This is a genomic window from Aerococcaceae bacterium zg-252 (assembly GCA_016237705.1).
Classification (GTDB): domain Bacteria; phylum Bacillota; class Bacilli; order Lactobacillales; family Aerococcaceae; genus Globicatella; species Globicatella yangjingiae.
This window is the reverse complement of sequence record CP066204.1, coordinates 1,297,672-1,317,326: the sequence shown is the minus strand read 5'-3', so window position 1 is coordinate 1,317,326 and position 19,655 is coordinate 1,297,672. Positions and strand designations below refer to the sequence as shown.

Below are 19,655 nucleotides of genomic sequence, written 5' to 3'. Positions count from 1 at the left end.
ACTGTTTTATATTTTTTATTCAGATGTTGGTGGTGCAACGGTTGTTGTTTCAGCAGTTGGCTGATTTTGGTTTTCATTTTGATTATTTGTTTGATTATTATTACTGCTTGAAGAACGGTTATTTTGTTGTGCCGCTTGTTGACGACGTAAAGCTTCAAGCGCTTGTTGTATATAACCATTCCAAAAACGTTGTAATTCTTCTTCTGATGCACCAAAGATAAAGCGATAATCCAATGCTGGTGCAGGATTAGTCGTTTTAAACACTTCGTTGACTAATGGACTTGTCATGGATACAGGTGTGCCATCAACCGTTATCGTACCTGGCAATGTACCAGTTGATTGGATAACTTCTGTTTCTTGAACAGAATCTGGTTTTGCAAAGACTTGCTCTGTTCCGAAAATATCCGGATATTTTGCATATAAGTCATTGGCTAAATTTGCCCAATATTTTTGAATTCGAACACTTTCACGGTCAAAACCGTCATTAATATCAATTGTATAATCAACATAACGATTATCATAACCAATCCATGTTCCAATTGTAATTTTTGGTGTAGATGCAATGTACCAGACATCACGAGAGTTTTCACTAATACCAGATTTTGCAATCCAGTCACCACCCATTGCCATATTGGCAGCAGCCGTACGTCCAGTACCTTCTGTATTCGTATCACGCAACATATCTACCATTAAATAATTGGTATCTTCTGAGAAGACATCAACTGGTTGTGTATCATGTTGATAAACCGTATTACCAAAGGCATCTTCGATTTTTTCGATAAAGTACCCGTCCACATATTTACCATTATTCGCAAATGTAGTAAAGGCTCTTGTTTGCTCAAAGACAGTTGGACCTGTGGTTACCCCACCTAATGAGAATGCAAGGTTTTTTGTGTCTTCTTTGGTATAAGAGTCCACAACATCAAAGCCCATTTTTTGTAAATAATCAAATACTGGGATATTTTGATTGATTATTTCTTGATAAACTCGAACAGCTGGCAAGTTATCCGAACGGAGTAGGGCAGTACGAGCCGTTAAGAACCCGTCACTATAAACTCCACCGTAGTTGGTCGGTGTCCATGTAGTACCGTCATCAAATACTTTTTCAAAGGCAGTGTCTGGAATAACAGTTGAGGGATTAATCAAGTTATGTTCAATAGCTGGCCCATAAACTGCTAATGGTTTGATAGTTGAACCAGGCGAACGACGCATACGGAATGCATGGTCGATTTGATTATTTTCATAATCCGTACCGGATACGAAACCAAGTACACGACCAGTTGTATTGTCCATTACAACGACACCAGATTGAACAGATTCCACATAATAGGTTTCTTCTCCAGTATCGGGATTGGTATACACTCCGTCATAGGTTGCACCTAATTCATCGATGTGTTCAGCAGCTGATGTTTGCAATTGGTCATATATTCCTTTGTTAATTGTTGTATAAACACGGTAGCCACCAGTTCTCAACTGTTCTTCGGCTGCATAATAGAATTCATTGTACCATTCAGGATCAGCATTGACTTGTTCCCAAGTTAAATTTTTCTCTGCAATATTTAAACGCATCAATTGTTCGATTGCACCATGCATCATCGCTTGATAGAGATACGTTTGACGTTCTTCATTACGATGAACAGTAGGGATAAAGTCTTTTGTAATATCATACGCAATAGCTGATTCATATTCTTCTTTAGTAATTTTTTGCGTACGATACATTCTAAATAAGACTTCTTTCATTCGTTCAACACCAGCAGATTGATCCGTTTGCAATTCACCTGTCTGGGTATAAGGTGTATAAGCATATGGTGCTTGCGGTAATCCCACCAAAAAGGCAGCTTGAGGAAGATTGACTTCTTTCGGCGATTTACCGAAAATACCTTGTGAGGCACTTAAAATACCGGCAATATTATCCCCACTATTATTACGGCCGAAAGGTGAAATATTTAAGTAGGCTGTTAAAATTTCATCTTTTGAAAAATGATTTTCCACACGCAATGCCAATAAAATTTCATTGGCTTTACGCAAGAACGTGACATCATTGGTTAGTAATTGTTGTTTTACTAATTGTTGTGTTAAGGTTGATCCACCTGTACCAGAGCCTGATGTTAATAAGGCTTGTAAAGTAGCACGAAGTATTGCTTTTGGTACGACACCAGGGTGTTCATAGAAATATTCATCTTCGGTTGCGACTAAGCCGTCAATAATGTATTGAGAAATATCTTGCAACTCCGCTACATTTCGGACAATATCGGCACGAACATTCGCAATTTGAGAACCGTCAGCATAATACAAGGTACTTTGTTGGTCGACACGATTGATTTGTTCTGCCATTTGTTCTCGAGTAGGTGGCGTTGTTTTCGATACGAGATAGGCAAAGTAGCCAGCTCCAATTCCACCTGCCATTGCTCCGAATAAGATACCAATTAGTAATAGGTAGATGACAAAGCGTTTCAATACATTGAAGAAAACATTGAAACCGAAAATAATTTTACCTTTACTATCCAATTCATCGAGTGAATACTCACTATGACGTTTTTTTTGTTTTCGTTTAACTTTAAATGGAAAAACTAGACGTTTTTTGGAATTCGTTGCCGGTGTGTCTTCTGCTAGTTCATTCGATTCATTCAGTGTGTCGAAATCTGAATAATTAGCGATTACTTCATCTGAAATTACCACAGCTTGTGGCACGTTCGGTGCGAAGTCATTTTCTGTTATTTTATCATCGAATGATTGATTGACAAGAACATCATGATTGGACGTTTTTTCACTGACTACCGTTTGTGTGTCTGCATGTTTCATGCGTGGGTCATCTTTACGTGAAATGAGAGTTTCCTCAAGCTGAAGATTTTCTTCCTGTACTTGCTTAATCATTACTGCTTTAGTATCATCTTGTGTTTTATCTAAATCACCAATTAAGTGGGGGATAGCACTCGAATCAATATTTTCAGTCTTTTGTTCATCGGAAACAGGAGCCTTCCCATAACGTGAAGCTTTGTGACTATCCTCAACTTCCTTAAGGGAAGTAAGGTGTTCCAACTCTTCGATACGAGCTTTGCGACGTGCTTCTCTTAATGCACGCAGTTCTTCTGGTGTCGGTAGGGGAGCACTACGATCAATTACAGGTCGCTGGGTTTTATATGGATTGGCATTCACGTTTTGTTTTTCTGCCGTCTTATCTAATAAATGCTTCATTTGGTGAAGAGATTGGTTGATTTTGCCTTTGATATTTTGTTCGCTTGACGTATCTGTCTGACTGAAAGGTTGTTCTTCCGTAGAAATCTTGTCTGACGATGAAGTATGTAAATCATCTTGCTTATGACTCATCAACGCACCTTCTTTCTTCTAGAATAGAGTCAAAAGATAAAGGACTCCTTTGTAAAAAAACAGGGTTAGGTAAAATCCCAACCCCGTCAAAGTTCATTATGCTGTGACAGCGTCGTTTAACGATTCGCCTAATGCATTTAAACGTTCTTCCCATTGTTCTGTCGATAATTGATTTTCTACGATGTAACGATTGCGTGGGTGACGACGACATTCTGGTGAGCAACCACGAACGTGTTTATGCTCATTTTCTTCAGAACATAAGATTTGTTCATTACAGAATGGGTTACCACAATTTACATAACGCTCACATGGTGTGCCGTCAAAGTAATCTTTACCGATAATTGAAGGGTCCACATGGTTAATATCAACTGCGATACGCTCATCGAACACATACATTTTACCTTCCCATAAGTCACCACGGACTTCAGGGTCTTTACCGTATGTATCAATACCACCATGTAATTGACCAACATCTTTGAACCCTTCACGCACTAACCAACCAGATAATTTTTCACAACGAATACCACCTGTACAGTAAACAACTACACGTTTTTCCATGAATTTTTCACGGTTATCAATCATCCATTGTGGTAATTCACGGAAATTGCGAATATCTGGACGTACAGCACCTTTGAAGTGACCTAAGTCATATTCATAGTCATTACGAGTGTCGATAACGATTGTATCTTCATCTAAAATCGCATCACGGAATTGTTTAGGTGTTAAGTATTCCCCAGTCATTTCAAGAGGATTAATATCTTCTTCTAATCCTAATGCAACGATTTCTTTACGCGGACGTACGAACATTTTTTTATGTGCATAGTCATCTGCTTCGTCAATTTTGAACCAAACATCTTCAAAACCTGGTAATGAGTGAACGTACTCTTGATAAGCATCAGTTTGAGCAATTGTTCCTGAAACCGTTCCGTTGATACCTTCAGTACCAACTAAGACACGACCTTTTAATCCAATGCTTTTAGCAAAAGCTAAATGGTCAGCAGCGAATTGTTCTGGATTTTCAATTGTTTGATACTTATAAAAAAGTAATACACGATATTCTTTTGACATAATAAATTTTCCCCCTTGTAGTTGCATGCTACAATTTTTGCTTTTCAGCTCTTTCTATTATACTCAAAATATGCTTATTTCTCAAATAAGTGATGTTTATGATAGCAATTTTTCAAAAATGTAATTATCTTGTAATATCTATTATGAATGCGTTATCTATAAGTTTATGATAAGATAAAAATAGAGTAAATTTTAAATTTGAGGTAATGAAGATGTTAAATAAAGTATTGTTAATTGCAAATCCAGGTTCAGGGAAAAATATGGCTGAAACTTATGCAAAACAGTTACAAACAATATTAGAAAATACGCATGGTTCGACAGTGACATTGCGTTTAACGACACAAGAGGGTGATGCGACGGATTGGGCGAGTTGTGCAAACGAAGAGGGATTCGATTCAGTTATTTGTTTAGGTGGCGACGGGACTGTCAATGAAACGATTCAGGGAATTATCAAAAATGAGCGACAACCGTATTTTGGTTTTGTACCACTAGGTACTGTTAATGACTTAGGTCGTGCCATTGGCTATTCGCTTAATCCAGAAGAGGCGATTGAGCAATTCAAACAAGTGACGCCAGTCCCAATGGATATTGCTTTTGTTAATGATAAGGTCTTTATTAATGTGCTAGCAATCGGTGCCATTCCTGAATCCGTTATGGAAACTGAATCAACTGATAAAAATAGTTTAGGTGCATTTGCCTATATTAAAGATGCGGTAGGAGCATTTTTCTCTCAAGAGGGCTATCCATTAGTGATTTCTTATGGAAATAATGTGACAGCGATTGAAACGAATCTATTAATTATGGCATTGACTAATAGTGTCGGTGGTTTCGAGTCATTATTTCCTAATGCGAGTATCAATGACGGCTTGCTGCATTTAGTGGCAGTAAAAGGCTCTAAACCTTTTGATTTAGTGAAAGCTGTTGTTGAAAGAGGCCTTACTCAAGAAGAATCTGATAGTTTATTTGTTATATCAGGTGAGAAATTTACTATTGAAGTGGATCCGACAAGTCATTATCCGCACAAGATTGTGTCGAATATTGACGGAGATGAGGGGCCGCAATTACCATTGGACATTACGGTAAAAGGAAAGGCGATTCAAGTTTTACAACCAAAATAATGAAATAAAAGTAGATTTATTTTATACATATGGTATAATAGAAACTAGGTATGGACGTTGTTGGCAAGTAGGAAGAGGGATAAAGGTGGCAGCAATGTTAACGAAACAAACGAAAAGTATTATAGAACGTGAATTAAGGCGTGGCACGAGTAAATCAAGAATAGCTGCGATATTGAATGTTGACTTTGAAGAGGCACAAGAAATGATTGAAACAGTTAAGAAGTCAATTCGTCCGGATCTAAATGATGTCATTACGTTTAATTTCCGAGATAATTTTATGACAGGTAAAATTATCAAATTACTGACCAATAGTGCCGTTGTTAAAATAGATTGGTCTAAGTCGGATACGATAATGAAAGATATTTGCGAGGAGAGAACCATTGTCAATTTTAAAGATATTATTGATTTTGTTTCTTTGCCAGAGGAATAAGTAAAATGATGAATCCATTGGAAGTCGTCAATCTGTAATGTCAAAAAAATAACGTAACACTTTTGGGTGCTACGTTATTTTTTTGCATTAAAACAGTCGTTTAATATATAAGACGAGTTGACCATTTTCAAATGATGTCGTCACTTCGTCAATTGATTGTCCTAAGCATTTATAGTCTTGATGATCTGTATGACTACCTAAAAGTGAATTATAGTACTCATCAAGTTCGTATTGACGTGCGATACTTAAATCATCAACAAATTGATTGAAATTATGGGGGACTTTATCCGTCTGGGTTTTAATTTCTAATTCGAAGAAATCACAAGTAATATTAAAATGTAAATCAAATGTATATAAATGATGCTCTAAAAAATAGTGGATAATCTCTTTTGTAATACGTGCAGCTTTATCTTTTTCTGTAATCATTTTTTCTCTCCTAATAAGTTAAACATTGTTTGGTCGGTGTTCTAAAATTATGTCGATAATTGGAACCATAAAGGCAGCGATAAATCCGCTGCTGAAGCCATTGTTATACAGCGTTAGCCCTTGATGCAAAGGGAAGACGGTACTGGCTAATAAAAATTGCAAGGCACCTGCAATAATTCCAGCGAAGATACCATAGTAGCCGGCAACTGGAGCTAGCGAAGTACCAAATAATAAAGGCAGTGCGACTTGGATTTGCGTGATATCTTGTTTGGTTAATAGGGCAATGGCTAGTACCCCTGCACTGATTGGTAGACAATTACGTGGGTGTTTACCAAATGCACTGAAACCTAAAACCGAGCATAATCCCCCGAGCACAGGACCACTGATACGAATACCTAATAGTAAGATGAGGGCTAAGTAAATGCCACCATTTAAAAAGATATTCAATGCAGTCGTTTCAGCTTGAAAGTTTAGCATAAAATCATCAGGAAGTCTTCCGGAACGCTTTAATAATTTCGGAAAATTTTGATGTGCTTTTTTGGGATTATGCAAATAAATACAAAATGCAAAAAATAATAGACATAGGAAATAGACCGTTGTGTAAATGTGCACTTCATTATTAATAATCGTGCGAGACGATATGTCTACTTCAAATAATTGAAAGATTAATAAGGCAAACATTGCAATAATTCCTGTTGTGAAACCAGAGTTATATAGTGCGAAGCCTTGATGAAATTTCAAAAAATGTTCTGACAATACGGGCGTAATAAAGCCTAAAATTAATCCAATCACCACAATTAGCCATAGTAAAGTAAATTGTGAGTGATTATGTGCAATCAATGTTGAAACCATAGGGGCCAATGAAGTAGCAAATAAACTAATCGTAGTAAACCGTTTAAATGATTGCTTAGTCCAAATAGCGTATAAGATAACACCACCGATAATCGGCAAAATATTGATAAGGTGAGTACCAAAAAAGCTGTGACCTAAATAGATGCCCATTGCTCCGATTTGAAAGCCACTCAATTTGGTTTGGTCATTCCACATGAAGAGAGCATACATTAAAAATAAATGCGTCGCTGCATTAAAAAATGTTGCCGATAGTCCTCCAAGAGCAAAGAAATCTTGGAGTAAATGGGTTGGCTGTGTAATGATTGTTAAGTAATTGTGCCATAAAGCATGTCTATCAGGCATAAATAGTGCAAAGACTAAAGTGAAAATTGCTAAAAATAAAATGAAATGTTTTCGGATAAAGGGTGCTTTAAAAAAATGTAATAGTAATGACATAGGAACTCCTTTCGTATAGATAGATGTTTCGATTAATACATTAATAATAAAAAGTATAAATATCAGTAACAGAATAACATAGTACTTGCAATGGTGTCGAGTATAAAAAAATAAAATCAATATTAATTGATAGGCAAATTTTTTGTAATTTCTAAATATTGTATTATAATGAATAAATAATAAAACATGATTATCATTGGAGGAGAGAGTGTTTTGTTATCGGGAGAAATAATATGGAGGATAAAAATAAAATAAAAATTATTGGAGGAATGTAATGAACAAAATAAAGGAAGTGGAATCATTAAAAGCCTATATCGGTTTAAAGAGAACCACGAATCGAATTGAAGCAGATACACGAAAATTAATTGCTAAATATAAGCTGAACATGAATGAGTTTGCTATCTTGGAGTTTCTTCTCCATAAAGGACCTGCGACTATGCAAGTATTAAAAGAGGGTATATTGGCGGCTAATACAAGTATTACCTATATCGTTGATAAACTCTGTGAAAAAAATTATATAGTTCGTGAATTTGATAGTAAAGACAGACGTATTATTAATGTTTCATTAACGGAACAAGGTAGAGAACTGATTAGTGAATTGTTTCCAATTCATGCGGAACAGTTGACAGAAGCGTTCGAACATATTTCTCTTGAAGAAATGGGGCAGTTACGTCATCTGTTGAAGAAAATAAATGGAATTTCATCAAATTTTTAGGTAAATTATTTTGTGAAATCGTATGATTAGTGGTACACTATCTGTATAAAATCTTAGGAGGACTTTTTATGACTTTTGAATTACCTAAATTACCGTATGCTTATGATGCGTTAGAACCTGTAATTGATGCAGCGACAATGGAAATTCATCATACTAAACATCATAATGCTTATGTAACAAACTTAAATAATGCGATTGCAGGAACAGAATTTGAAAATGCTACAATTGAAGAATTAGTAAAAGAGTATGCTAAATTACCAGAATCAATTCAAAACGCTGTTCGCAATAATGGTGGTGGACACTATAACCACACATTATTCTGGGAACAATTACAACCAGCTGGTAATAGCGAAATTCCAGCAGCATTGGAAACAAAATTAGTTGATGCATTTGGTTCAGTTGATGCATTTAAAGAAAAATTTGCACAAGCTGCTGCTACTCGTTTTGGTTCAGGTTGGGCATGGTTAGTATCAAATAATGGTGCATTAGAAGTAGTTTCAACACCAAACCAAGATAACCCATTAACAGATGGTTTAGTGCCATTATTAGGTTTAGATGTTTGGGAACACGCATACTACTTAAACTATCAAAACCGTCGTCCAGATTACATTAAAGCATTCTGGGATGTTGTGAATTGGGATGTAGTCGCACAACGTTTAGGCTAATTAATAAAAATAAGTGGAGTAAGAATTGCGTCACTTGAACTTTAGACAAACAGCTTTTAATGAAAGAGTTGTTTGTCTTTGTCGTGTAATTTAGAGATATAAAGTCTAGCTATATAGTTCGGAATAAATCTATTAAATGAAATTTGAGAATGATGTAATTAACGATGATTTGTATTTTTTACTAAATGATTCGCTTGTTGAATAGTCTTTATAAGTTATGTCTTGTTGTATTTAATAGGACGAAAGATAGGTATTTGAAGTTATGGTTGTATAATTTATTCATTATATGTATTATTGAATAAAATAAAAATTGTAATTTATCTTTAATTTGAGTTGTGATTTTATTGAAACGAAAGGAACGGAAGATATGAAGGAATTTTACAGGCAGGTTAGTCGTTTTTCTATACGCAAGTTCTCGACAGGAGTGGCTTCTGTTTTATTAGGGATGAGTTTTTTAGCTACTGCGTCACCTGAGGTGGTACAAGCAGAGGAAGTTACGTGTTCAAAAATTACTTATCACTATGTTAGTGAGGAAGAATTGACTCAAGAAGAGAAAGCGTTGATTACGACAGCTTTACCATCTGATAGAGTGTCTAGAGACAAGACTTATTATATGGTTTATCGTCCAGATACAAATGGAACTTTGCCGAATACAGGCGAAGGATGGTCGGCACTTGAAGTAGGTGCGGGTGTAACGTTTTTGGTTTGTGCGTTAACTTTTCTACGTAAGAAAAAAACATGGGTGGCAACAGCTTTTTTAGTTACAAGTTTAGGGCAAGCAGTTTTAATTCCTGACGCATCTGCTTTGACTCACAATTTATTTGCGAATCTTACCCAAGAATTTTGCTTGCCAAACGGTGCAGTTTTACCGGGTGAAGTACGTGATATTGAGGGGTATCACTTTATTGGTTACATTGTTGAAATGGATTCTGAAGTAGATTTAAGAGAAATAGGCCAGACGCCAGCACTTAACTCAGAAGAAACAGTGACTCAAGAGGCTGGAAATACGACTGAAACACCAAAAGTTCATGAAAATGCAGCAGTTCCGAATGGTTTGGGAATTACAACAGAAATGGAAGTTTCGAGTGAGCCGATGTCAGGAGCAACGGAATCAAAAAATACTGGAAATCTAATCGTAGAACCAGAAGTAACGGAAACGACAGATATAGTAGTGTCGACAAATTCAGAAACAACGGCAGAAACGAAAGTACCAAATACCGAAAGTCCAAGTAATCCAATGGAAGCCCCAGAGGTAGAAGCCCCAACGGATTCAGGTACAACTCCGCCAACAGAAGTACCAAGTGAGCCAGCGCCCGGAGCGATAGAAATACCAGGTACTGAAAGCTCAGCAGCAGAGCCGACGGTACCAATAACCTCAGAGGTAGAAGCACCAACGGATTCAGGGACCACCCCGGCAACAGAAATACCAAGTGAGCTAGCTCCTGGAGCGACAGAAACACCAGGTACTGAAAGTCCAGCAGCAGAACCGACGGTACCAACAGCCCCAGAGGTAGAAGCCCCAACGGATTCAGGGACCACTCCGGCAACAGAAGTACCAAGTGAGCCAACGGCAGGAGCGGCAGAAACGCCAGGTACTGCAAATCCAACAGAAGTCCCAGTGGTACCAACAGTCCCAGAGGTAGAGGAACCGCCAGCAACGGAACCAACGCCAGACACAAACGTACCAAGTGAGCCAGCGCCCGGAGCCGAAGAAACACCAGGTACTGCAAATCCAACGGAAGAACCGACGGAACCAACAGCCCCAGAGGTAGAAGTCCCAACGGATTCAGGGACAACCCCAGATACAAACGTATCAAGTGAGCCAACGGCAGGAGCGGCAGAAACGCCAGGTACTGCAAATCCAGCAGCAGAACCGACGGTACCAACAGCCCCAGAGGTAGAAGCCCCAACGGATTCAGGGACCACTCCGGCAACAGAAGTACCAAGTGAGCCAACGGCAGGAGCGGCAGAAACGCCAGGTACTGCAAATCCAACAGAAGTCCCAGTGGTACCAACAGTCCCAGAGGTAGAGGAACCGCCAGCAACGGAACCAACGCCAGACACAAACGTACCAAGTGAGCCAGCGCCCGGAGCCGAAGAAACACCAGGTACTGCAAATCCAACGGAAGAACCGACGGAACCAACAGCCCCAGAGGTAGAAGCCCCAACGGATTCAGGGACAACCCCAGATACAAACGTATCAAGTGAGCCAACGGCAGGAGCGGCAGAAACGCCAGGTACTGCAAATCCAGCAGCAGAACCGACGGAACCAACAGTCCCAGAGGTAGAATCTCCAACGGATTCAGGGAGCACCCCGGCAACAGAAGAGCCAACGGAAGCCCCAGTGGCACCAACAAACCCAGAGGTAGAGGAACCACCAGCAGCGGAACCAACACCAGACACAAACGTACCAAGTGAGCCAGCGCCCGGAGCCGAAGAAACACCAGGTACTGCAAATCCAACGGAAGAACCGACGGAACCAACAGCCCCAGAGGTAGAAGCCCCAACGGATTCAGGGACAACCCCAGATACAAACGTATCAAGTGAGCCAACGGCAGGAGCGGCAGAAACGCCTGGTACTGCAAATCCAGCAGCAGAACCAACACCAGACACAGATGATGCAGCAGAATCTGAAACACCTGAACCGGAGAAAAACCATGATGTTTTAGGGGGAGCAGTATTAACTGTAACGAAGCCACTTGCTCCGCTTGAGTTAATGGTGGCAGCAGATAAATTAGAGCAAGGCTTGCAAAAAGAAGTTGATACAAATAAAAAAACACCAGCCAGCGTAGCTGACTATGAGGAAGCTAAGCAAAATGCATTGCAAATCTCAGAAGAAGCAAATGCTAAAATTGTAGATTCGACAGCTAGTGAAGAAGTGATTGCTGAAGCTCTGCAAAAAGTAGAAGAGGCACTGCGAAAACTGGAAGAGGCAGAAGCAGCTTTAGAAGACGCACCTCTTGAAAAGCCTATTTTAGAATTGCAGACATTGGAAAAACAAGAAAAAGAAAAATCAGTTCGAGTGCAATATCATTTAACTGATCCAGATGATACATTCGTTTCTGCAACTGCTCAAATTTACGCAGAAGATAAGTTGGTTAAAGAAGTTCAGCTTTCCAAAGAAGATTTAGCTGGATTTGATATTTCAGACTTAGACTATTATGTGGATTACAAAATAAAAACGACTTTTGAATATGCTACATTAGCTGAAAACGCACGTGAAACATTGTCAAATGTCGAATCCTTTGTTTTAGAACGTAAGCAGATTGAATTGAAAAATTTACGTGATTTATCATTGTACACCTATCGAAATGGTTTGAAAACAAAGGTTATCAGTTTAACGGAAGTTGGTTCTATTGATGATTACTTTGTTAGCTTTATATCAGAGAGTGGCAAAGAAGTTCAATTGCCAATCAAGTCAATTACCCTTGAAGACAATGGATTCAAAGTAGTAGCCACTCATCCTGAGCTTGTTCAACGGAATGCGAATGACGAGTATGAAGATGATTACAGCTTTATGGTAAGTCGATTGGCACCAGCCAAAAATGACATCTATACTTCGTTTAAAGATTTAATTGAAGCAATCAATGCTAATCCAAGCGGAATGTTCACATTAGGAGCAGATTTAAGTGCTGGAGAGATTGAAAATTCAGGCGAAAGTTACGTTAATGTTCCATTTACAGGAACTTTAAATGGAATGCATGACGGTAAAAATTACACGATTTACGACTTGAAAGCAACACTATTTGAATCTACTAATAGTGCTACGCTAACGAATCTTAATTTATCAAATGTCAATGTTAAATCTACAAAAGCAAATGTAGGTGCTCTTGTAAATCAAGCAACTGGAACAACAATAGAAAATGTTGCGATTGAGGGTAGTATAACTGCGCCGCATAATGTTGCTGGATTAGTGTATTCTGCTCAATCGAATACAAATATCCGTAATGTTGATCTCAATATGAAAATCACAACGACAGCGATTGATACAGAAATGAAATCAGGTGGCGTGGTAGGACAAATTGGTAATGGTAGTATTCAAAAAGTGCATGCAAAAGTTGAAATTGATACTCGAGTGAAATCAGCACAAGACTTTGGTGGTGTTATAGGTGTTGCTGGAAATAATGTAAGAGTATCTGATGTCTATGTTGAGGGAGCATTAGCAAATAAAGGCGGTGGACGAGTTGGAGCAGTCAGTGGAAATGCAGGACGTGCAGTCTTTAATCGGATTGTATCGGCAATTCCAGTGACGAATGGTTCTACCCTAAATGGTGGCGGTGATAATTTCAATGCAACCGAAATCTACGGTGTCGAAGGCAAGTCTACGGCAAATGTTCTTTCGAAAAAAATAACTCAAATTAGTGCAGATGCAGCAGCTGAAATCGTTGAATCAATGGGAATAACTGCTACATTATCAGATAAGGAAACACCGGTAGGTCAAAGTTCGAAACGCATTGACTATAGCAAGTTGCCAAACTATGATGCAGCACGCGAAACAGCTTATCGCAATACTGAAAAGCTCTTGCCATTTTACAATCGTGAATACATTGTGAAGCAAGGGAATAAGATTGATACTTCAAGTAAACTATTTACAACGAATTTAGTGTCAATTGTTCCAATGAAAGATAATGAAGTAATTGCCAACCTCTATAAGAATAAGAGTACAATTAATCGCCTACTCTTGAATTATGCAGACGGAAAAGTCGAATACTTAGAGATTACTCCAGGTTCAACTTTTGCTGATAATACTATTCAGGAATACGGAATTAATGGCACAGAATTGCTTTATACGCCGGAGCAATTTATGACCAATCCAGAAGAAGTTATCGAAACAGCGATGAATCGAGTTAACGGATTAACATTTTTCTCAGAAGATGTGTGGAAAGTGACTCAAAACCACCCTGAGATAGAGGCAGACAGTCCAAGTCTTGAACCACTTGCACCTTACCAGAGAGAGGTTTTAGAAATTCTATATCTCAAGGATGCCTTTAAGAAAGTGCATGATCGTGCTCAAGATGTCTTTGAAGCAGCATTGGCTCAAAGTGTTGCTGGTGATTTTACAACGGCACCTTTAAAAGAGCAAATGAAAGATTATATGAAAAAGAATGCTGTTGCGATTCTTGTAGGTGCAAGCTATCTCAATCGTTTGTATAATATTCAATTTGACCAGATGAATGTCGGAGAACTCGCTACTTTCTATCAAAACTTCTTTGGTACGCAAGTGAATAGTTTGGAATGGTTAGCTAACCTTGGTCGTATGGGCAATAATGCATTGGACATTAAGAATAACCCTGCAACCTATGCGAAATGGATTGCTCCAGTATCTGGTTATGCGAATTTACGTGATTATTTGAGTGCTTACCGTACACGCTTTACTGAACTAGATGAAAATGATTGGTTTAAATCTGCGACAAAAGCGTATATCGTAGAAGTGCAATCGAAAGAAGTGCCGAATGAAAAATATAAAGTATATGACCAGCTTAATCGTATCGACCACCCTCGAATGATTTTACCATTGTTGAATTTGACTTCTGAGGGAATCTATATCATGAGCAATATGACCACCTTGTCATTTGGTATGTATGACCGTTATATGGATATGACGCTTAAAGACACGAATCCAGATAAATATGCTAGCGAACTTGACCGTGTCAATAAACTGGTAGACTATTTCGCTAAAACGCAAGGAGACCATTTTGATTTCTGGTATCGAATAGCTAGACCAGAAGTGAAAGCTCGAATGTATAGTCGTAGCAATATGCCAATTCCGGTATGGGACGGTTACTATATTCCAAATTTTGGTAGAAAGCCAGTTCATTGGATGCCGAAGTTTGGAGAAGGGGCCACTAGTCGTATGACAGATTTCTTTGCACCAATTGGAAAATACTATACTCCAAATGGTGTTGGTGCGTATGCAACGGGGGACTTAGTCCACTACGTTATTGATAAAGCATTGTCTGCTTATGGGCAATCTGTATTTACGCACGAAATGACTCACAATATGGACGGAACGGTTTATCTTGGAGGTTATGGCCGTAGAGAATTTTTTGGTGCAGAAATTTATGCTCAAGGTCTACTGCAAGCAACTACATCAGCGACGAATCAGATTTTTGCACTTAATACGAATACAGACTATTCGATTGCAGAGGACGGAAAATATGCAAATAATCGTGTGCATAATCTATCGCCAGATCGGTTCCAAACACAAGAAGACTTGAAAGAATATCTTCAAGGTCGTATGGATGTGATTTATACGCTTGAAGCCTTAGCAGGTAATGCGTTAGTGAAATTGGATAAATCAGACCAAGCTTTGTTCTATAAGAAAATTGAACTCATTAATGATATTGGTGAGTCGAGAATTCGTCAATTGAGCGAAGAAGATTTAAAATCGCTCACTTTAGAGAGTGTGGATGACTTGGTTGAAAATGATATTTTATTGGGTGTTCATGGTCTTCATAGCAATAAAGAGAAAATTACTAAAAATGGTTATGAAATTGAACACTTATTTGCTGCGAATTATAGTGGTTTAACGAATCCGAAAGGTTCCGTAGATAGTTTAAGTATTAAACGTTTGAGTAATGAGTTATTAGCTGAAACAGGATACGAAGGGTTTATTTCGTATCTATCGAATAAATATCGAGCTGAAGCACGAGCTGCAGGTGAAACATTTAATGATTCGTATATTCTCAAGAAGATTACCAATGATGAGTTTTTAAATTTCCATGACTTTAAAAAAGCGATGTACAAACGTCGTTTAAATAAAGTAAATCAATTGAAACCAGTTAGCTTTATTTACAATCAGAAGAATTATACAGCAGATTCAGTAACATTAACTCATTTGATTGAAGAAGCCATTCAAGCTGATTTGGAAGCCTTAAAGACTAAGAAAGCAACATCCAATCTCTTGACGCTCAATGAAGCGATTTTCAAAGCGTATCTTTTAGATACGAATGATTTTAGAACGTCGATTTATCAATAATTCGAGTATGTGAGTGAATTGTTGTTAAGTGAGTGAGGAAACCAATATGGGGCTGGGCAAAAAAGCTCGCAAATCTTAAAAAATGAGATTAAAAATGTTACTTAACAACATTCTTGTATTTCGTTTTGCTAGAATTGCTGACTTTTGTCCAGTTCTTTTTTTGTGTGGAGAAAAATTTAGGGATATAGATACAGTTTGTGAAAGAACATTAGGTTCTAAATGAAACAGTAATTATGCATATATTGATTTAATTGTTGGATGGATATATTTAACAAAATTTATAAATTATAAAAAAATTAAATGTAAATTTTATGATAATACGACGTATTGTTATTATTTACAAAAGAATGAACTTAAAAATAAAATTCAAATATTAAATATATTGACATTTTTCGGGGGGGGGGTATAATTAGAGGGAGTAAGCAACTATACTAAAGCTATATTTTTTATGAAAGATAGTTAGTTTAGTTTATTACTTGCAAAAAAATGAAAAAGGAGAATGACTAGTGAAATCAAAAAATGTAAAAATTTTATTAGCTAGTGGGTTTGCATTATCGAGTCTAGTTTTTGTAAATTCGACTCAAGTAAATGCTGAGGGTGAAGAACCAGTATTAAACAGTGGTTTATTATCTGGTAATAAATTAGATAAATTAGGTGCATCTATCAATGGTGAAGAAGAAGCACCAGTTGTAAACAAAGATTTATTGTCAAACGATAAATTAGATAAAATAGCTGCTGATTATAACGAAGATGTTACTCCAGCGGGTAACAATGCTGACGCACCAAAAGCAGATGAGCCAGTAGTTAAGAAAGATTTATTGAAGAACTTAGATAAATTAACAAACGCTGACGCGCCAAAAGCAGATGAGCCAGTAGTTAAGAAAGATTTATTAAAGAACTTAGATAAATTAACAAACGCTGACGCACCAAAAGCAGATGAGCCAGTAGTTAAGAAAGATTTATTAAAGAACTTAGATAAATTAACAAACGCTGACGCACCAAAAGCAGATGAGCCAGTAGTTAAGAAAGATTTATTAAAGAACTTAGATAAATTAACAAACGCTGACGCACCAAAAGTAGATGAGCCAGTAGTTAAGAAAGATTTATTAAAGAACTTAGATAAATTAACAAACGCTGACGCACCAAAAGCAGATGAGCCAGTAGTTAAGAAAGATTTATTAAAGAACTTAGATAAATTAACAAACGCTGACGCACCAAAAGCAGATGAGCCAGTAGTTAAGAAAGATTTATTGAAGAATTTAGATAAATTAAATGCTACAGTTAACGGAGATGAAGCATCAGTAATTAACAAAGGTTTATTGAAGAACTTAGATAAATTAAATGCTACAGTTAACGGAGATGAAGCATCAGTAATTAACAAAGGTTTATTGAAGAACTTAGATAAATTAAATGCTACAGTCAACGGAGATGAAGCATCAGTAATTAACAAAGGTTTATTGAAGAACTTAGATAAATTAAATGCTACAGTTAACGGAGATGAAGCATCAGTAATTAACAAAGGTTTATTGAAGAACTTAGATAAATTAAATGCTACAGTCAACGGAGATGAAGCATCAGTAATTAACAAAGGTTTATTGAAGAACTTAGATAAATTAAATGCTACAGTCAACGGAGATGAAGCATCAGTAATTAACAAAGGTTTATTGAAGAACTTAGATAAATTAAATGCTACAGTCAATGGAGATGAAGCATCAGTAATTAACAAAGATTTATTGAAGAACTTAGATAAATTAAATGCTACAATCAACGGAGAAGCATCAGTAGTTGATAAAACTTTATTAAATAAAGATAGCTTAGATAAATTAACTTCTTTTATCGGAGGTTCAGAAAAAGTGAATAAGACTGAACTTCATGTTGATTCTGCTACAAATGTAACAGTTGAATTAACTGGTGAAGATGTAGGTCGAGGCTTAAAATTAGTTGTTGAACGTTTAGCTAACAACCCAGTTGGTGACAATCTTGATGCATCATTGAAAGATAAAGATTTAGATTTTTATAATATTCATTTTGTAAATGCTGAGGGAGAAGTTACACAAATCAAGTCTGAAGCATGGGTAACTATCCCAAGAGATACAGCTAAGGAGATTGTAGGTGTACATTATGTTGCGACTACTGGTTTGTCTGAAAGTTTACCATTCGAATTATTAGATTATTCAGTTAAATTTAAAGTGAGCCACTTTAGCTTTTATGCAGTAGCATATGCTGCCCAAGCAACTCCTAACGCTGAGCAATCGAAAGCAGAAGCTCCAAAAGCAGAAGCTCCAAAAGCAGAAGCTCCAAAAGCGGAAGCTCCAAAGGCAGAAGCTCCAAAAGCGGAAGCTCCAAAAGCGGAAGCTCCAAAGGCAGAAGCTCCAAAGGCAGAATCATTACCAGAAACTGGTGAAAAGGATGCTTACTTAATTTTTGGTGCAGCAGCATTATCTATTCTTGCTGGTGTTGGTTTAGTTTCAACACGTCGTCAAGAAAATTAATAAATAATTAAAAAATATAACATTTTGTAAATAATTGAGACTAGGAAAAGTCAGAATAATACAACAAAGTAATAAAATACTGATTTAATAGTATTTTATTAATAGATTTTGTAGTAGTAGAAAGATTTCCTAGTCTTTTTTTATTGATATGATTAAATTTATAAAAATATCCAATTATAAATAGGTTAAATAAACTTGAGTGAATATATAATTCTATATTGAATATAACTATCTGAAAATGTATAATATAATCAAGGGAGTTGTCTAAGAATAATCGTTTAGAAATGTAAAGTATGACATTTATTAGAGAAAGGAGGAGTAAAATGCGAGTGATAAAGGACGTCATTAATCGTGACTATTTATTACAACTAATTTTACGAAAAGGGAGTAGTATTTGTCATTTGGCTGACAGTATTGGTGTGTCACGCAATACAATCTCACGAATTGTAAATGGATATACTGTACCGTCACTAGAAGTCGTACATTTAATTCGTGATTTTTTAGCATTAGATGATGTTGAAGTTGTCGCAATTTTTCATCCGAAATAATAGGAATGGAGGGAGCTTTTATTATGGAAAATTATCAACAAAATTTGGAAGAACAATTCAAACAGTACGAGGGTTTAGTTTATTTTGTATTAAAGCGTAAAGGTATTTATCATGGAAATTCAGAGTTTGAAGACTGGGCACAAGAATTACGAATCCATTTATTTCAATTACTGGTAAAATTTCACGAAACCAATACACAATTAGAGTATCCAAAAGCCTACTTAATTCGTGCATTAGAGTGGCAATTATCTAAGTTGATTCGACAACAATATTATCGAGTTGATGAAGTGCATGATGACTTATTGATTGAAAATGGATTATCAACAGAATCAGAATATACGGTCTATGAATTTATGGCATCGCTACCTAAGACATTATCAGTTAAAGAAACGATGTTATTGGAATACTTATTAAATGGTTATTCTTTAAAAGAAATTGCAAAGTTATGTCATTGTCAATATCGCACAATTGTCCGTTGGCGTAAAAAGTTGATTGAACATCTTAAATCGCATGGATTTGGTAAAGATTAAATAAAAATGTAAACGTTATCTACATTGTTGTGTATTCTTGTCCTAAAATACCGTAGTTTTGGTTTTATAT

General features: G+C 36.8%; 12 protein-coding genes. 8 read left to right on the top strand and 4 right to left on the bottom strand.

What is annotated here, in order from left to right; genetic code table 11:
- Window positions 1-15: 15 nt before the first annotated feature.
- Complete coding sequence (locus tag JDW14_06165; protein QQD66516.1) at window positions 16-2,874, bottom strand: penicillin-binding protein; 2,859 nt, start codon at window positions 2,872-2,874, stop codon at window positions 16-18.
- Window positions 2,875-3,423: 549 nt separating this feature from the next.
- Entirely contained in the window at window positions 3,424-4,395 is a 972-nt protein-coding gene (locus tag JDW14_06160; GenBank protein QQD64916.1) for a rhodanese-related sulfurtransferase, read from the bottom strand.
- Window positions 4,396-4,607: 212 nt separating this feature from the next.
- Between JDW14_06160 and JDW14_06155 the strand changes: the two genes are divergently transcribed.
- Together JDW14_06155 and JDW14_06150 are read left to right on the top strand one after the other, a co-directional pair.
- Window positions 4,608-5,513, top strand: a complete 906-nt coding sequence (locus JDW14_06155; protein ID QQD64915.1) for a diacylglycerol kinase family lipid kinase — start codon at window positions 4,608-4,610, stop codon at window positions 5,511-5,513.
- An 85-nt stretch (window positions 5,514-5,598) separates the two neighbouring features.
- Window positions 5,599-5,943, top strand: a complete 345-nt coding sequence (locus JDW14_06150; GenBank protein ID QQD64914.1) for a DUF2187 domain-containing protein — start codon at window positions 5,599-5,601, stop codon at window positions 5,941-5,943.
- A gap of 87 nt (window positions 5,944-6,030) precedes the next feature.
- On the opposite strand, the gene JDW14_06145 is transcribed toward JDW14_06150, so the two are convergent.
- Together JDW14_06145 and JDW14_06140 are read right to left on the bottom strand one after the other, a co-directional pair.
- Window positions 6,031-6,369, bottom strand: coding sequence for a hypothetical protein (locus tag JDW14_06145; protein ID QQD64913.1), 339 nt, complete (start codon window positions 6,367-6,369; stop codon window positions 6,031-6,033).
- 18 nt (window positions 6,370-6,387) lie between these two features.
- A complete protein-coding gene (locus JDW14_06140) occupies window positions 6,388-7,656 on the bottom strand; it encodes a DUF1576 domain-containing protein (GenBank protein QQD64912.1) in 1,269 nt (422 codons plus the stop codon).
- Window positions 7,657-7,930: 274 nt separating this feature from the next.
- Here JDW14_06140 and JDW14_06135 point away from each other — a divergent pair, with 274 nt between their 5' ends.
- The 6 genes from JDW14_06135 (at window position 7,931) to JDW14_06110 (ending at window position 19,585) form a co-directional block, all read left to right on the top strand.
- Window positions 7,931-8,371, top strand: a complete 441-nt coding sequence (locus tag JDW14_06135; protein QQD64911.1) for a winged helix-turn-helix transcriptional regulator — start codon at window positions 7,931-7,933, stop codon at window positions 8,369-8,371.
- Window positions 8,372-8,439: 68 nt separating this feature from the next.
- A complete protein-coding gene (locus JDW14_06130) occupies window positions 8,440-9,036 on the top strand; it encodes a superoxide dismutase (protein ID QQD64910.1) in 597 nt (198 codons plus the stop codon).
- 367 nt (window positions 9,037-9,403) lie between these two features.
- Window positions 9,404-16,015, top strand: a complete 6,612-nt coding sequence (locus JDW14_06125; GenBank protein ID QQD64909.1) for a YSIRK-type signal peptide-containing protein — start codon at window positions 9,404-9,406, stop codon at window positions 16,013-16,015.
- Between the two features lie 1,388 nt (window positions 16,016-17,403).
- The gene (locus tag JDW14_06120) at window positions 17,404-18,507 is read left to right on the top strand and encodes an LPXTG cell wall anchor domain-containing protein (GenBank protein ID QQD66515.1); all 1,104 of its coding nucleotides are present in this window, start codon (window positions 17,404-17,406) and stop codon (window positions 18,505-18,507) included.
- A 323-nt stretch (window positions 18,508-18,830) separates the two neighbouring features.
- Complete coding sequence (locus JDW14_06115; GenBank protein ID QQD64908.1) at window positions 18,831-19,055, top strand: helix-turn-helix transcriptional regulator; 225 nt, start codon at window positions 18,831-18,833, stop codon at window positions 19,053-19,055.
- 23 nt (window positions 19,056-19,078) lie between these two features.
- Window positions 19,079-19,585 (top strand): sigma-70 family RNA polymerase sigma factor, encoded by a 507-nt coding sequence (locus JDW14_06110; GenBank protein QQD64907.1) that lies wholly within the window; start codon window positions 19,079-19,081, stop codon window positions 19,583-19,585.
- The last annotated feature ends 70 nt before the right edge of the window (window positions 19,586-19,655 follow it).

Coding starts and splice junctions, on each gene's coding strand:
- JDW14_06130 (QQD64910.1), top strand. CDS start 8,440: ATGACTTTTGAATTACCTAAATTACCGTATGCTTATGATGCGTTAGAA.
- JDW14_06165 (QQD66516.1), bottom strand. CDS start 2,874: ATGATTAAGCAAGTACAGGAAGAAAATCTTCAGCTTGAGGAAACTCTC.
- JDW14_06125 (QQD64909.1), top strand. CDS start 9,404: ATGAAGGAATTTTACAGGCAGGTTAGTCGTTTTTCTATACGCAAGTTC.
- JDW14_06135 (QQD64911.1), top strand. CDS start 7,931: ATGAACAAAATAAAGGAAGTGGAATCATTAAAAGCCTATATCGGTTTA.
- JDW14_06155 (QQD64915.1), top strand. CDS start 4,608: ATGTTAAATAAAGTATTGTTAATTGCAAATCCAGGTTCAGGGAAAAAT.
- JDW14_06160 (QQD64916.1), bottom strand. CDS start 4,395: ATGTCAAAAGAATATCGTGTATTACTTTTTTATAAGTATCAAACAATT.
- JDW14_06145 (QQD64913.1), bottom strand. CDS start 6,369: ATGATTACAGAAAAAGATAAAGCTGCACGTATTACAAAAGAGATTATC.
- JDW14_06140 (QQD64912.1), bottom strand. CDS start 7,656: ATGTCATTACTATTACATTTTTTTAAAGCACCCTTTATCCGAAAACAT.
- JDW14_06115 (QQD64908.1), top strand. CDS start 18,831: ATGCGAGTGATAAAGGACGTCATTAATCGTGACTATTTATTACAACTA.
- JDW14_06110 (QQD64907.1), top strand. CDS start 19,079: ATGGAAAATTATCAACAAAATTTGGAAGAACAATTCAAACAGTACGAG.